Origin of the sequence: Aeriscardovia aeriphila (assembly GCF_002259595.1) — a bacterium.
GTDB lineage: Bacteria > Actinomycetota > Actinomycetes > Actinomycetales > Bifidobacteriaceae > Aeriscardovia > Aeriscardovia aeriphila.
In genome coordinates, this window is record NZ_MWWU01000002.1 from 720,616 (window position 1) to 735,812 (window position 15,197).

9 protein-coding genes are annotated in these 15,197 nt (G+C 57.4%); 1 reads left to right on the top strand and 8 read right to left on the bottom strand.

Annotation, left to right across the window (positions count from 1 at the left end; all coding sequences use genetic code 11):
* Positions 1–4: 4 nt before the first annotated feature.
* Together rpsG and rpsL are read right to left on the bottom strand one after the other, a co-directional pair.
* The gene (gene rpsG / locus AEAE_RS04085; protein WP_094689844.1) at positions 5–475 is read right to left on the bottom strand and encodes a 30S ribosomal protein S7; all 471 of its coding nucleotides are present in this window, start codon (positions 473–475) and stop codon (positions 5–7) included.
* A gap of 1 nt (position 476) precedes the next feature.
* Positions 477–848 carry a 30S ribosomal protein S12 gene (rpsL, locus tag AEAE_RS04090; protein ID WP_094689845.1) on the bottom strand — a complete coding sequence of 124 codons (372 nt, stop codon included), beginning with the start codon at positions 846–848 and terminating at the stop codon, positions 477–479.
* A gap of 360 nt (positions 849–1,208) precedes the next feature.
* On the opposite strand from rpsL, the gene AEAE_RS04095 reads away from it, so the two are divergent.
* Positions 1,209–2,438, top strand: coding sequence for a PP2C family protein-serine/threonine phosphatase (locus AEAE_RS04095; protein WP_094689846.1), 1,230 nt, complete (start codon positions 1,209–1,211; stop codon positions 2,436–2,438).
* Between the two features lie 46 nt (positions 2,439–2,484).
* On the opposite strand, the gene AEAE_RS04100 is transcribed toward AEAE_RS04095, so the two are convergent.
* The 6 genes from AEAE_RS04100 to rbfA all read right to left on the bottom strand — a co-directional run bounded on the left by AEAE_RS04100 (position 2,485) and on the right by rbfA (position 15,129).
* Positions 2,485–3,603: a glycerophosphodiester phosphodiesterase family protein gene (locus AEAE_RS04100; RefSeq protein WP_094689847.1), complete on the bottom strand. Its 1,119-nt coding sequence runs from the start codon at positions 3,601–3,603 to the stop codon at positions 2,485–2,487.
* A gap of 224 nt (positions 3,604–3,827) precedes the next feature.
* Positions 3,828–7,967, bottom strand: coding sequence for a DNA-directed RNA polymerase subunit beta' (locus AEAE_RS04105; RefSeq protein WP_094689848.1), 4,140 nt, complete (start codon positions 7,965–7,967; stop codon positions 3,828–3,830).
* 49 nt (positions 7,968–8,016) lie between these two features.
* Positions 8,017–11,598 (bottom strand): DNA-directed RNA polymerase subunit beta, encoded by a 3,582-nt coding sequence (rpoB, locus tag AEAE_RS04110; protein ID WP_158520494.1) that lies wholly within the window; start codon positions 11,596–11,598, stop codon positions 8,017–8,019.
* 309 nt (positions 11,599–11,907) lie between these two features.
* A complete protein-coding gene (locus AEAE_RS04115; protein WP_094689850.1) occupies positions 11,908–13,158 on the bottom strand; it encodes a riboflavin kinase in 1,251 nt (416 codons plus the stop codon).
* 139 nt (positions 13,159–13,297) lie between these two features.
* On the bottom strand, positions 13,298–14,521 hold the full coding sequence (locus AEAE_RS04120) for a tRNA pseudouridine synthase B (protein WP_094689851.1): 1,224 nt from the start codon (positions 14,519–14,521) through the stop codon (positions 13,298–13,300).
* On the bottom strand, positions 14,518–15,129 hold the full coding sequence (rbfA, locus tag AEAE_RS04125; protein ID WP_094689852.1) for a 30S ribosome-binding factor RbfA: 612 nt from the start codon (positions 15,127–15,129) through the stop codon (positions 14,518–14,520). The genes AEAE_RS04120 and rbfA overlap by 4 nt, the downstream gene beginning before the upstream one ends.
* Positions 15,130–15,197: the final 68 nt, after the last annotated feature.

Consider the following 15,197-nt stretch of genomic DNA (forward strand, 5'->3'; position numbering starts at 1 on the left):
GAACTCACCAGCGATAGTGAGCGAAGGCGCGGTTGGCCTCAGCCATCTTGTGGGTATCCTCACGACGCTTGACGGATGCGCCAAGGCCGTTGGATGCATCGAGAATCTCATTTGCGAGACGCTCTGCCATGGTCTTCTCACGGCGAGCACGGCTGTAGTCAGTCAGCCAACGCAGAGAGAGGGTGTTTGCACGAGCTGGACGAACCTCGACTGGCACCTGGTAGGTTGCGCCACCGACGCGGCGGGAGCGAACCTCGAGGGATGGACGAATGTTATCCAGAGCGCGCTTCAAGACGGAGACTGGGTCCTGCTCAGTCTTGGTCTTCACCTGCTCGAGTGCGGAGTAGACGATGGTCTCAGCGACGGACTTCTTGCCGTCCATGAGAACCTTGTTGATCAGCTGAGCGACAACGGTGGAACCGTAAATCGGATCAGGCTGTACGATACGATGCTTTGCTGGTCCTTTACGAGACATATCACTTAGCCTTCTTTGCGCCGTAGAGAGAACGAGACTGCTTGCGGTCCTTCACACCCTGGGTATCCAGAGCACCGCGGACGATGTGGTAACGAACGCCCGGGAGATCCTTCACACGACCACCGCGAACGAGCACGATGGAGTGCTCCTGCAGGTTGTGGCCTTCGCCTGGAATGTATGCGGTGACCTCGATACCAGAGGACAGACGCACACGGGCGACCTTACGAAGGGCGGAATTTGGCTTCTTTGGAGTGGTGGTGTACACACGAGTGCACACACCACGACGCAATGGGCTACCCTTGAGGGCCAGAGTCTTCGACTTCTTGGTCTTCTTGGTACGGCCGAAACGAATCAGCTGCTGAATAGTTGGCATTTTTCTCCGATCCAACTGCTACTTACTCTTTGTGCCTCAGGCCGCGACGTTGTGGAAGGCACACTCCCCCAGAAGGATCGAATGTACAGCCAACACCCACCGGCCCGATGGCCCGTCATCCTCCCCTTGCCGTTACCGGTTCGGTTCACAGAATTCAGGGATGTTCCACAGGCAACCTGTGGCACACTTTTGATAACTATATCACATGCGTGGACAAACAATTTCAGCTGAAAACAAGCACCTCAGCCTCGAGGCTCTGTCGCCTCAACTTCGAATCACTTTCGCATCGGCCACTGAGGCACTTTTACTACTTCTGCACTCGGCGTTAGCATTACTACGTCAGTTGCACAGGAGGATACTATGGCCGTGAGTATTAGCAGCGCCGCTTTTTCTGATATCGGCTTAGTCCGCCGTGACAATCAGGATTCGTATGTGAGCCAGGATGGCCTCTACTTGGTTGCTGACGGTATGGGAGGTGGAGTCGACGGCCGCGAAGCTTCCGCTGTAATTATCGCCGAATTTGCCAAGCTTGCTCATGTTTCCATCCGCTCACGCGCGATGATTGAAGATTGCATTCAACAGGCTCAGGCTCGCGTTGCTGCAATGGCTCATGACGGGCGTATGGCAGGCAGTACGCTGACTGGCATTATTTTGAAGGATATTTCTGGCGAAGATCCCGATAACTGCTGGTACGTGGTCAATATTGGTGATTCTCGCACCTATCACCTTTCCGAGTTGCAAGTCGAGCAGGTCGTCGCTCCTCGCAACTTCCTCCAGCGCGCTCTTCACCGCAAGGAAACGCCTGACATTACCGATGCCACCTCGTCAACTCCGCGCTATTCTATTCCTACTTTGGATGCACCCCACCTAACTTTAGAGGGTGCTTCCTCACCAACTCATCCCACTCACACTGAAGCGAGCTCGTATGATGAGGTTCCTGCACCGGCGAGTAGCGACCAAACCATGGTGCTACCGCGAATCCGCAATCTGACTCGCGAGGACGTTACACCCGGAATGGCTTTGACCGCACAGGGAGAAACGGACAATGGTAATCTCAAGCTCGACGTCGAGGTGAGTGAGCAGAGGAAGGCCACGTGGGACGTGCACTCCTTCGTGCAGGTGACCCATGACCATTCCAAGCGCCAAGAGGTGATTGACGCCGGCGAAATGGACGAAGAGAGCGCCAAGAGGAGCATTCCGCGCAACATCATCACTCAGGCAGTAGGCTCCCCTGACGGCGTGTCGGCCGACTACTTCCGCGCCGGCTTGTACGGCCGTTTTGTGATGTGCTCGGATGGCATTTACTCCGAGATCGAGCCCACCAAATTCGTCGAACTCGCGTGCGCCCAGCAGGACGCCAGGACGGTGGCACAAAACCTCGTCAACGCAGCTTTAGACGCCGGAGGCAAGGATAACGCCACGGTGATCGTGGTGGATTGCCTCGATTCTGCGGTTCACCAATGGCGCTCGGTGCGTCTGGCGGAGAATGAGGACATCGAAACGATGAATGATTCGACGCTCATCACTTTGCGCACTGCTGTGAAGAGCAGCTCGGCCGCTAGGAACGGCGCAGCTCACCAGGCTCAGTGAGCAACACACACCGAGACGGTGCGCTCCGCGTAGCAAAACGCAGTAATCACACGCGCGGGCGGAAGGCCTCGAAAATCACCTCGTCAAACACATCTGCGCACTCAATGCGATCCAGCTCGGTACGCACCGTCCACGCCGTGAGTGTAGCCCCGGCACGACGCGCCACACGCGCTGGCAAAGACTTGCCCATATGCCATTCCAAAGCCAGGAAATCAGGGCGAGCATACCAGTTGAGCAGCAACGAGGCAGCGAGGAAAGCCAGGACATCCGAACGCTTCGGAAGCTTGCCCTGCTTGAGCCCCTCCACAACACCCGTACGACGCTGCTTCGAGAACGGTGCAGCCAGCTGACCGCGGATCACTTCCGGGTGATTGAGCTTAAACCAGCGCACCATACGCGAGTCAAACGATTCAATGCAATACTGCCCCTGATAAGCTTGCAGCAAATCGCACCCCTTACGCAGCAAATCCTCATCGAGCTGCTCAGAATGCGACTTAAATTCCACGATCAGCGGAACGCGACCATCCACCAAATCCAACACATCACGCAGCAAAGGCACATGCTGGTAAGCCATTGCACCCAGATTGCCGCGCTTGAGGTCCCCCATAGCAGGCTTCGCACTCACCGCCTTACCATCTCCCGCAAGGTTTGGCGCTGGGAAGAGCGGGATGGTGGTGAGCTCTTCATACGTGAGGTCCTTGATTGCCACATCGAGCCCCGCCACGCGTAACAGGTCAGGATCGTGGCAGACCACCACTTGCCCATCCTTACTCAGCTGAATATCAAGCTCAATGCCGTAGCCCGCTTCACAGGCGGCGGCAAAAGCTGCCATCGAATTCTCTGGCGCAACAGGAGCCGAGTCGACGACCGGCTCATAGCCTGCTTGAGCGGCCAGATCGCGAACCCAAGCAACATACTCGCTGGCCTCAGAATGTTCGTCACTCATAGCCGCACGCGACAAGCCCGAACCCGCGTCATGCAAGCCACGATGGGCAAAAAGTGTGACAGGAAGGCCCGTTTTCGCAGGAATAAGCCCCTGGCCAGGCTGCTCACGCAAACGCTGAGCCCTCGTGCGAGGAAGGATGCTCCATAACCAAGCAGCCCCGCCTAAAAGCGACAGTTTAACCAGCTTGCTTGCCAGGCTTTTGTGCTCTTTCGCCGACATGGTAACCTCTTTCCTCCTCGAGTCTTTCTCTATTTTATGCCTCAAGATTGTCAACGCATCAACCCAGAGGATGAAACGTGCGGCTGCGCCCCTCCCCTTGCCTTCGCCCGCGCGCTGCGCGAAGCGGGAGGGATATGAAAAAGTCCTCGCCCGAAGACGAGGACTGATAATCTTAAGCCCTACTGAGGCCAAGACAAAGCCGCCGTGACCTCAGAGCGAGCGTATTACTCCCGCGAGTCGTCAGAGGACTGAGAGTCGTCAGAATTCTGAGAATCGGAGTCATCAGAAGTCTGAGCGTCATCAGAGCCAGAGGACTTGTCGGAGTCAGACGTGTCGAAGGAGCCGAAAGTATCGGAATCCAACGAGAAGTCAGAACCGAAGTTCATGTCGGAAAGCGAATCGTCACCGAACTCGTTACCCAAGGAGAGATCGCCGAAATCAATGTCGTTGAAGTCGACAGAGCTCAGATCCTCGGTAGGCAGAGTGGAGATGACGGAATCCTGCTTGTCACCCATGTTGAAGGTGGTGTAGATGGAGTCGCGGATCACCTTATCTGGCTCAACCGTAGCCTCACGGTAACGGGCAAGGCCGGTACCAGCTGGGATGAGCTTACCGATGATCACGTTCTCCTTCAGGCCACGCAGGTGATCGACACGGCCATCGAGGGCAGCCTCGGTGAGCACGCGAGTCGTCTCCTGGAAGGATGCAGCAGACAGCCAGGAATCGGTTGCCAGAGAAGCCTTGGTGATACCCAAAAGCTCTGGACGGCCGGAAGCTGGCTTCTTACCGTTCTTCACTGCCTCACGGTTCTGTGCGGTGAAGACGTTGCGATCCACCAACTCGCCTGGAAGCATCGTGGTTTCACCCGAATCGATGATCGTCACGCGGCGAAGCATCTGGTGAACGACGATCTCCAAGTGCTTGTCGTGGATGCCGACGCCCTGAGAGCGGTACACATCGTGAACGCCGTCCACAATGTTGAGCTCTGCTGCGCGAGGTCCGAGGATGCGAAGGATCTTCTTTGGATCGACAGAACCTTCCATCAGCTGGGTACCTGCGGAGACGTGCTCGCCTTCCTTGACCAGCAGTGGAGCGCGACGGGACACCTGGTAGGTGATGTTCTCCATGCCAGGAACATCAGGGGTGAGAATGACGTAACGGCCATCCTCGTTCTCCTGAATGTGAACAGTTCCGTCGTACTCGGTGATCGGAGACTCGCCCTTAGGAGTACGAGCCTCGAAGAGCTCCGTCACACGAGGAAGACCCTGGGTGATATCGGATGCAGAAGCGACGCCACCAGAGTGGAAGGAACGCAGGGTCAGCTGCGTACCAGGCTCGCCGATGGACTGTGCTGCGACGATGCCGACTGCCTCACCAACATCAACCAGGTGGTTGGTTGCCAAGGACCAGCCGTAGCACTCGGCGCACACGCCACGCTTGGATTCGCAGGTCAACACGGAGCGAACCTTGATGGAGGCAATGCCGTGCTCGACGAGCATAGCGATGACGTCCATATCCACTGCGGAGTTGCGCTTGGCCAGAACGGTGGTCTTATCGCTTGGATCAACGACATCCTCAGCGAGCATACGAGAGTAAGCAGAGGAATCTGCGAACTTGTCGACGCTCAAGGTGCCGTCGTCGTTGCGCTCGGCGATCGGGATGACGATACCCTTCTTAGTACCGCAATCCTCTTCGCGCACGATCACATCCTGGGAAACGTCGACCAGACGACGGGTGAGGTAACCAGACTCTGCCGTACGAAGTGCGGTATCAGCCAGGCCCTTACGAGCGCCGTGCTCGGAGATGAAGTACTCCAGGGTGGACAGGCCATCGTGGTAGTTGGACTTGACTGGACGAGGAATGATGTCGCCCTTCGGGTTCGTCACGAGGCCACGCATTGCGGCGATCTGACGAATCTGCATCCAGTTACCACGTGCACCAGAGCGCACCATGATGTTCAGGTCGTTGTGAGGACCGAAGTTCTCCTCCATCTGGGAAGCAACTTCGTCGGTGCACTTCGTCCATGCATCGATGACTTCCTGACGGCGCTCGGCTTCAGTGAGCATACCCATCTCGTACTGCTCGTTGATCTTCTGAGTCAACTCATCGTAACGAGCAATGATGGCCTTGCGCTGTGGAGGAGTGACGATGTCGGAGAAGGCCATGGTCACGCCGGCCCACTGGCCGTGGTTGAAGCCGAGGTCCTTCAGAGCATCGAGGGTTGCGTCAGCCTGGGCGACTGGATAGTGCAATGCAATATCGTCGACGATTGGCTTGAGCTTGTCCTTCGGAACCTGCTCGTTGACGAATGGATAGTCAACTGGCAAGGTGCCGTTGAACAGGATGCGGCCGTAAGTGGTAGCGAACAGGAAGCCGCCATCTTGCAGGCGCTCTTCCTTCACCACCTCTGGCATACCTGGCTGTGGGTCAACAACCTTGACCTCGCCAGGCTCCCAGTTCTTGGACGGCACGAAGTCCTTTGGCATGCGGAAGAGAACCAGAGTGTTCATGGTAATCTCACCGGCATCGAGGGCCATACGAGCCTCAGGAATGGTGGAGAAGATGCGACCCTGGCCCTTCTCGCCTTCCTCAACGGTGGTCAGCCAGTACAGACCCAGAATCATATCCTGAGATGGCATGGTCACCACGTGGCCATCTGCTGGCTTGAGCAGGTTGTTGGAAGCGAGCATGAGGGTACGAGCCTCAGCCTGTGCCTCAACGGAAAGCGGCAGATGGATTGCCATCTGGTCGCCATCGAAGTCGGCGTTGAATGGTGCGCAGGCCAGTGGTGGCAGGTGAATTGCGTTACCTTCCACCAGGATTGGCTCGAAGGCCTCAATGGAGAGGCGGTGCAGGGTAGGTGCACGGTTGAGCAGCACTGGGTGCTCGGAGATGACCTGCTCCAACACGTCCCAGACGTTGGCGTCGGCACGGTCGATCAAGCGCTTGGCGCTCTTGACGTTCTGTGCGTAGCCCTCGTCCACCAAACGCTTGATGACGAATGGCTTGTACAGCTCGAGTGCCATTGGCTTTGGCACGCCGCACTGATGCATGCGCAGGCTTGGGCCCACGACGATCACGGAACGGCCAGAGTAATCCACACGCTTACCCAGAAGGTTCTGGCGGAAGCGACCCTGCTTGCCCTTGAGCATGTCTGACAAGGACTTCAATGGACGGTTGGAAGCGCCGGTGACGGCACGACCACGACGGCCATTGTCGAAGAGGGAATCAACAGCTTCCTGAAGCATGCGCTTCTCGTTGTTGAGCATGATCTCTGGTGCGCCGAGCTCGATCAAACGCTTCAAACGGTTGTTACGGTTGATCACACGACGGTAGAGATCATTGAGGTCGGAGGTTGCGAAGCGGCCGCCGTCCAGCTGGATCATAGGACGCAGGTCCGGTGGGATAACCGGGATGGCGTCGAGAACCATTGCTGCTGGGCTGGTGCCGGTGTTGAGGAATGCGTCCACAACCTTCAGGCGCTTGAGAGCGCGAGCCTTGCGCTGGCCGGTGCCAGTGCGCACGATTTCGCGAAGCTCCTCATCGGCTGCTTCGAGGTCGAAATCTTCCAGGCGCTTCTTGACGGCTTCTGCACCCATAGAACCGGTGAAGTAATCGCCGTAGCGATCCATCATCTCGCCCCACAGGTCGACATCGCCTTCCATATCGCCTGGCTCGAGGCCCTTGAAGCGATCCCACACGCTCTGCAGACGACGAATCTGGTCGTCGAAGCGGTTGCGGATGGCCTTCAATTCGCGGTTGGCAGCGCTCTTGAGCTTGGAAGAAGCTGCGGACTTGCCTTCGCTTGCTTCCAGGTCAGAGAGGTCCTCTTCCAGCTTGCGCTGGCGGTTGGCGAGCTCGATGTCGCGACGCTTGGTCATGGCATTGAGGTCGGTGTCCAACTCGGCCTGCAAATCTGGAAGGTCCTTCTGGCGCTGTTCAACGTCGACCGAGGTGACCATGTATGCGGCGAAGTAAATCACCTTTTCCAGGTCGCGTGGGGAAACGTCGAGCAGGTAGCCCAGGCGGGATGGAACGCCCTTGAAGTACCAGATGTGAGTGACTGGGGCTGCCAGTTCGATGTGGCCCATGCGCTCACGACGAACGCGGGAACGAGTCACTTCGACACCGCAGCGCTCGCACACGATGCCCTTAAAGCGGACGCGCTTATACTTACCGCAAGCGCACTCCCAATCGCGGGTAGGACCGAACACCTGCTCCGAGAACAGACCGTCACGTTCTGGCTTGAGGGTGCGGTAGTTGATGGTTTCCGGCTTCTTGACCTCGCCGTGGCTCCAACGATGGATATCCTCGGTGGTAGCCATACCGATCCTCAGCTTGTGAAACTGATTAACGTCGATCAATCTATTTCCTGTCTATCAGAAACTTTTTACTCACGTGAGGGAGACGAGCTCAGCGCTCGGACATTCCCCAGCTGTTGTCATCCAGAGAGGTGTCGATGCGGCTTGCCTCTGCAGCAGCCTTATCTGGGCGTTCACCAATGTTGAAGCCCAGCTGCTCGCGGGAGTTGCCAGCCTCGTCATCCTCGGCATCCAAGTCCACAGCAACGCCATCGGCGTTGAGAACTTCGACGTTGAGGCACAAGGACTGCATTTCCTTGAGCAACACCTTGAAGGATTCAGGAATACCAGCCTCTGGCAGGTTCTCTCCCTTGACGATTGCACCGTAGACTCGCACACGACCGTCAACATCATCAGACTTGACCGTCATCATTTCGTGCAGGGTGTATGCGGCACCGTAACCTTCAAGAGCCCACACCTCCATCTCACCGAAGCGCTGGCCGCCGAACTGGGCCTTACCGCCGAGTGGCTGCTGTGTGATCATGGAGTATGGACCAGTGGAGCGAGCGTGGACCTTGTCGTCGACCAGGTGGTGCAGCTTGAGGATGTACATCACACCCACAGCGACAGGCTTCGGGAATGGTTCGCCGGTCAGGCCGTCGAAGAGGCGTGCCTTACCGAACTTATCCACGAGGCGGTTGCCGTCTGCATCTGGCAGGGTGGTTTCGAGCAGGCCGTTGAGAGCATCCTCACGCACACCGTCGAAGACTGGAGTGGTGACTGGGGTGTTTGGAGCAGCCTTCTCAGCACCTGCTGGGATGTGCTTCTTCCATTCGCTCATGGTCTTGTCGATATCGATATCCCAACCCTGGCGTGCGATCCAGCCGAGGTGGAGCTCAAGCACCTGACCGAGGTTCATACGCGGAGGAACGCCCAGTGGGTTGAGCAGCATGTCGACAGGAGTACCGTCCTCCATGAACGGCATATCCTCTTCTGGCAGGATGCGGGAGATGGTGCACTTGTTGCCGTGGCGGCCGGAGATCTTATCACCTACGGTGATCTTGCGCTTCTGAGCGACGTAGACGCGAATGACGCGGTTGACGCCGCTTGGCAGCTCATCGCCGTCAGCCTCAGCATCTTCCTTGGTCTCTTCCTTCACTGCAATAACAGTGCCGCGCTCGCCGTGAGGCATGCGCAGGGAGGTGTCGCGCACTTCGCGAGACTTCTCGTTGAAGATGGCACGCAGCAGGCGCTCTTCTGGGGTGAGCTCGGTCTCACCCTTCGGGGTAACCTTGCCGACCAGAATGTCGCCGGACTCAACCTCAGCGCCGACGCGGATGATGCCGCGCTCGTCGAGGTCAGCCACAGCGTCTTCGGAGACGTTTGGCAGATCGCGAGTGATCTCTTCTGCACCCAGCTTGGAGTCGCGAGCGTCAATCTCGTACTCCTCGATGTGGATGGAGCTCAGGGTATCGTCCTTGACGAGGCGCTCAGAAATGAGCACGGCGTCCTCGTAGTTGTAGCCATCCCATGGAAGGAAGGCGACAACCAAGTTGCGGCCGAGTGCGAGCTCACCATTCTTGATAGCTGGACCATCAGCAATCACGGAATCAGCGTCGACGCGGTCGCCCTGGTTCACGATTGGAGTCTGGTTGTAGCAGGTGGTCTGGTTAGAGCGCTGGAACTTCGCCAAGCGATAGCTCGAGGTGGTTCCATCGTCGTTGGCCACGCGGATGAGGTCTGCGGACACGTAGTCGACGGTACCTGGCTTATCGGCGATGACGCAGTCACCAGAATCGTGAGCGGTACGCCATTCGGTGCCAGTACCGACCAGTGGAGCCTCAGAGCGGACCAGTGGAACAGCCTGACGCTGCATGTTAGCGCCCATGAGTGCTCGGTGGCCCTCATCGTGGTCGAGGAATGGAATCAAGGAAGAGCCCACCGACACCATCTGGCGTGGGGACACATCCATGTAATCCACCTTGGAGACAGGCACATCGTCTGCCTCTTCCTCAGCATCTCGAACCAGTGCGGTTTCGGAGGTGAAGTTACCGTCCTCGTCGAGCTCCTGGTTGGCCTGAGCGATGTAGTGGTTGGCATCCTCATCTGCGGTCATGTAGACGACTTCATTGGTGACGTGGCCGTCAACAACCTTGCGGTATGGGGTCTCGATGAAGCCGAATGGATTCACGCGAGCGAAGGTTGCCAGCGAGCCGATCAGACCAATGTTCGGGCCTTCTGGAGACTCGATTGGGCACATACGGCCATAGTGGGATGGGTGCACATCGCGCACTTCCATGGAAGCGCGGTCGCGAGAGAGGCCGCCTGGGCCCAGTGCGGAGAGACGACGCTTGTTGGTCACGCCAGCAAGTGGGTTGTTCTGATCCATGAACTGGGACAGCTGGGAGGTGCCGAAGAACTCGCGGATCGTTGCTGCAACTGGGCGAATGTTGAGCAGGGACTGTGGAGTGATGGACTCCGGGTCCTGCGTGGTCATACGCTCGCGGACAACGCGCTCCATACGTGACAGACCGGTACGCAGCTGGTTTTGAATCAGCTCGCCTACCTGACGCACACGACGGTTGCCGAAGTGGTCGATATCATCGGTTTCCACGCGCAGGTTGACAGCTTCACCATTACGAGTGCCCGCAAAGCTCTTAGCACCGTCGTGCAAAGCTACCAGGTACTTGAGGGTGGAGACGATATCTTCCTTGGTCAAAGAACGATTGTCAGGATCAATTTCCAAGCCGAGCTTGCGGTTGATCTTGTAACGACCCACGCGAGCGAGATCGTAACGACGATCGTTGAAGTAGAAGGATTCGAGCAGGGTACGGCCAGCCTCTGGGGTGGCGGTATCGCCTGGGCGGATCTTGCGGTAGACGTCGGTCAGTGCAGCGTCGCGGTCTTCCACAGCTTCCTTTTCAATGGCGTCGAGCACCATTGGGTAGCCTTGGAACTCCTGACGGATCTCATCGACGCTCATGCCGATGGCCTGGAGGAAGACGATGACGGACGTCTTACGACGACGGTCAATACGCACTGCCAAATCGTCGCGCTTGCCGATTTCGAACTCGAGCCAAGCACCGCGAGATGGGATGATGCGGCCACCGTACACAGCCTTGTCGGTGGTCTTATCCACTTCAGATTCGAAGTACACACCTGGGGAACGCACGAGCTGGGTGACGATCACTCGCTCGGAACCACCGATGATGAAGGTGCCATGAGGCGTCATCAGTGGGAAGTCACCCATGAAGACGGTCTGCGACTTGATCTCGCCAGTCTCCATGTTGGTGAATTCTGCGTTCACATACAGTGGTGCAGAATAGGTGTAATCACGATCCTTTGCTTCCTGCCAGGTGTGGCGTGGCTCTTCGAAATAGGGATCGGAGAAAGCCAGCTCCATGGTGTCAGCGAAGTTCTTGATCGGAGAGATCTCTTCAAAGGCCTCGGCCAAGCCAGAGGTGTGAAGAGTGGTGAAGGTGCCGTTAGCCTTGTCGCGCTCGACCTTTGCCTTCCAGCGGTCGTTGCCGACGAGCCAGTCGAAGGAGTCAGTCTGCACGCCCAAAAGGTACGGGAGCTCGATTGGCTCTCGAATGGACGCAAAGCTGACACGATTCGGCGCCTTGTGCAGCTTGATATCTTCCGCGTCGTTTCGCGCGTAAGTTTTCGTTGTGCTCTGTGATGCAGCAGCCAAGTGAGTCATTCCTTAATGTTCTTGTGCCGTTCACTACTATGGCCAGGGATCAAGGAATTGAGAAAAATACCGTGAGATTATCACAGCTCAAACTCTGACGGCCGCCATATGCCGCTCCCCTGATCCTTACTCAGGGTTGCCCGCCATATGACACGCCCATAAGCTGTCAATATAGTAGCACAAATCGCCGATAAGTTCAAAAAAACACTTCCCCTACCGGCGATTTGCGTGTACAATTTTCAGCTTTCGCGATCACTCACTCGCGAAGCCTCACGCTCACGGAGCTAGTGCGCGCGTTAACGTACTCCCCTAGCTTTCGCGAATAACAGGGCCAGCCCAATCCACGACCGTGCCCTGAATATGATCGCCGGTGATGGAATCAGTCCATCCGCCGTCGCACTGTTTCTGAGAATCTCGAACCTCTTGAGAAATGAGTTCCGTGAGATTATCCAGAGTTTCGGCCTTCACCATCTGCCCTGTTGTGTCAGCAAACTCGACGCGGACGCGATGGCCGTACAAATCCAGCCAGTCGTTCTCCACGGCGAAAACTTCCAGAACACGAGCATGAGGGCCGAAAGTTGGGTTCGTACCCACAGAAATGGCAGCAGTCCAGCGTGCCACTTCAGCAGGTTGCGTACTGATAATCTCCCCCTTCGTCACCGAGCCAGGAGTAGCGGAAAGTGCGGCAACAGAGGCGGGAGCAGGCAGCGAGTCTGCCGGGCCATAATCGATAAGCCAGCCGGAGTAAACGCCGTCAGCAGGCAGAAGGCCTTCATAATCGGGGGCAAAGTTAGCAGTCGGGAAGCCCAAAGTGCGTCCTCGAGCCTCACCGTGCACCACCGTACCGTCGACAGCATGCGGATGACCCAAAATCTCCATGGCCTGGGAAACCTTCATCTGCTCGAGAGAGTTACGCACCGCAGTCGAGCTCCACACGCGCACCTTCTTCTCTACTGGCTTGCCGTCCACAACGCCAGCAGGAACATGGATGAAGCCAGGGCCTTTGTAGTCGACGACTTCGAGGTCAAACATGCGGAAAGCTTCGGAAAGCCTTTGCACCGACTTGACGTTGCCGCCACGGTCGCGACCAAAGTTCGCATCCTGGCCCAAAACCAAGCGAGTCATACCCAGCGTGTGCACCGGCTGGCGCGAGTTCTCCACGCGCTGGCTAATGAGCTGGCCGAGGAATGCCGAGTAGGAAATCTGAGAGAAGGCCTGCGTAAAGTGCACGACGATGGCAATATCGATACCCGTTTCGGCGATATACTTCAAGCGCTGGTCGACGGTGGAGAGCTGCTGAGAGTCTGGCTCGCTGGCTGCTGGCTCCACACCATGCTGGGCGATCCAGGAAAAGAGGAAGCCAGGGCGGCGGTCAAAAACGATGGCAACAGAGCGAGAATTGTACGATTTAGCCAGCTCCACCACCCTCTTGAGCACGGCCTGGTGGCCCTTATGCACGCCGTCGAAAGTTCCCAGCGTCACCACGGAGCTGACTTTCGGGTCCAGACGTGGCCAAATCACGTTTCCTTGCTCGTCTGGAGTGAGGTAGTAAACCTTCATTGGTTCCCTTTCTCTGTGTTTCTCGCGCTGGGGTGACGCTACTGGCTTGTCGCCCGCGTGACCGCCTGTCGTACTGGCTTGTCACTCGCGTGACCGCCTGTCGTACTGGCCGGCGGCGCGGCTGGCCAGTGATGGCCGTTCACCGCATCTGCGGCACCAGAACGGTGGTCGGTTTGATGATCAGCTCGCCGCTGCGCTTCAGCTCGACACTGACCACGGCGATGGCTTGTTGCTGCTCGCCCGTGCCCGTCAGCGCTACGGCTGTCATTCTACCGTGCTCGACCTCGCCTGATGCGCGCAGACTTTCAAATTTCATTCCCAGCTTGAGCAGAGTTGCCACGCTGGTACTCACGAAACGGCCGAAACTCAGGTCGCTGGCTTGGTGCGCGGTCACGGGTATGCAGGCGAGCGTCCCGTTGACGGCTTGTGGCACGCTCATCACGCATTTCTCCAGATTATCAGCGCGCTTCAGGTCTACTCGCACCGCTTTTCGGGTGATGGTCTCTGACTCGCGGTTACGAAAGGTCTTGTCGGTCAGCTCGCATTGCAAGGCGTCAACCACGCTGAGATTACCAACGCGGGTTCGTCGAAGCCGTGTGAGGTAGCCCCCAACACCCAGGATGCGGCCCAAGTCTCGGCCGAGCGAGCGAATATACGTACCTGCAGAACACGTCACCGTTGCATCGACGTCGACGAATACGGGCAGCTCGCTCTTCTCAGCCGTGACGCGGTTGCGCGAATTCGCAGAGCTGGCGAGACTGCCTTGGGCTTCAGCCAGATACACAGGGCGAATCTCGCCTACTTCGAACTGACTAATCGTCACCTCGCGGGCAGGGATATCCACATCGTGACCACCGCGGGCGATGTCATAGGCACGTTGGCCATTGATTTTCACTGCGGAGAAGAAACTCGGCACCTGAGAGATCACACCCGTCAAATGCCCGCTAATGGCCGAACGAATGAGCTCGGGGTGGGCTGATAAATCAGCGAGAGTGCGCTGCAGGGCCAGAGGCTGATTCAGCGTCGTGTCAATCTCAGGGTGTGCAGAAATGTGATGGGCCAGGAAGCCTTCGGAATCATCGGTATGTGTGTAGGCACCGAGGCGAATGGTGGTGCGATACTGCTTGTTTTTACCGGTAAGAAGGTTGAGAAGCTTGGTGCCCTGGTTGTAGCCGACCAGCAGCAGGCCGGAAGCCAGCGGATCGAGGGTGCCAGCGTGGCCCACATGCTTGGTGTGAAGCGCTCCCCTGCAGGCGGCAACCACATCGAAACTGGTGACGCCCAGGGGTTTATCGATCAGGAGAAAACCTGATTCGGGCAACAGAGACTCGTTCTGCTGCCCGATCGAGGAAGAGGATGTCACGCTACATCCTCGTTTTCATCAGAATTTGCGGAGGAATCGTGGGACTCAGAGTCCTCAGAGTCCTCGTCGAGGTCATCGTCATCGTCTTCAGAATCGTTCTCAGAGGACTCGTCAGAGTCGTCATCAAAGTCATCGTCGAACTCTTCATCGTCCTCATCGTCGAAGTCATCGTCCTCATCCTCACGAGGATGACGGTACGGATCTTCCTCACCGGCGTATTGCGCGCCTTCACGAGAACGCTCGAGCTCTTCGTCGCGCTTCTTGGCGACCACGAGCACATCATCGATCTCATGAGCTTGGGTAGGAAGTTCGTCGTAGATGAACTCCAACTGTGGTGTCAATCTCAAGCCAGCCTTGTGGCCAACATGCGAGCGCAGACGACCAGCAGACTGACGCAAAGCCTGCTCGGCGCGCTTACGCTCACCACGAGCCTTATTCGGGTCGGTGAGCAGAGTCCAGTAAATGCGGGCGATCTGCAGATCACCAGTAACGCGCACTTCAGTAATCGTGACGCCTCTCAAGCGTGGGTCGTGAAGCTCACGTTGCAGCGAGCTCGCGACCACACGCTGAATCAGCACACCAATGCGCGCAGCACGAGTGTTTGCCATCACTTCTCCTTTGCAGCAGCGACGGCTTGTGCAACTTCGGCTTGAGCCTTAGCCTTCTCGTCCTCAGC

Excerpts from the sequence above, each read along its gene's own strand:
- AEAE_RS04115 (WP_094689850.1), bottom strand. The coding sequence starts at position 13,158 with ATGAAGGTTTACTACCTCACTCCAGACGAGCAAGGAAACGTGATTTGG.
- rpsG (WP_094689844.1), bottom strand. The coding sequence starts at position 475 with ATGTCTCGTAAAGGACCAGCAAAGCATCGTATCGTACAGCCTGATCCG.
- AEAE_RS04100 (WP_094689847.1), bottom strand. The coding sequence starts at position 3,603 with ATGTCGGCGAAAGAGCACAAAAGCCTGGCAAGCAAGCTGGTTAAACTG.
- AEAE_RS04095 (WP_094689846.1), top strand. The coding sequence starts at position 1,209 with ATGGCCGTGAGTATTAGCAGCGCCGCTTTTTCTGATATCGGCTTAGTC.
- rpsL (WP_094689845.1), bottom strand. The coding sequence starts at position 848 with ATGCCAACTATTCAGCAGCTGATTCGTTTCGGCCGTACCAAGAAGACC.
- rbfA (WP_094689852.1), bottom strand. The coding sequence starts at position 15,129 with ATGGCAAACACTCGTGCTGCGCGCATTGGTGTGCTGATTCAGCGTGTG.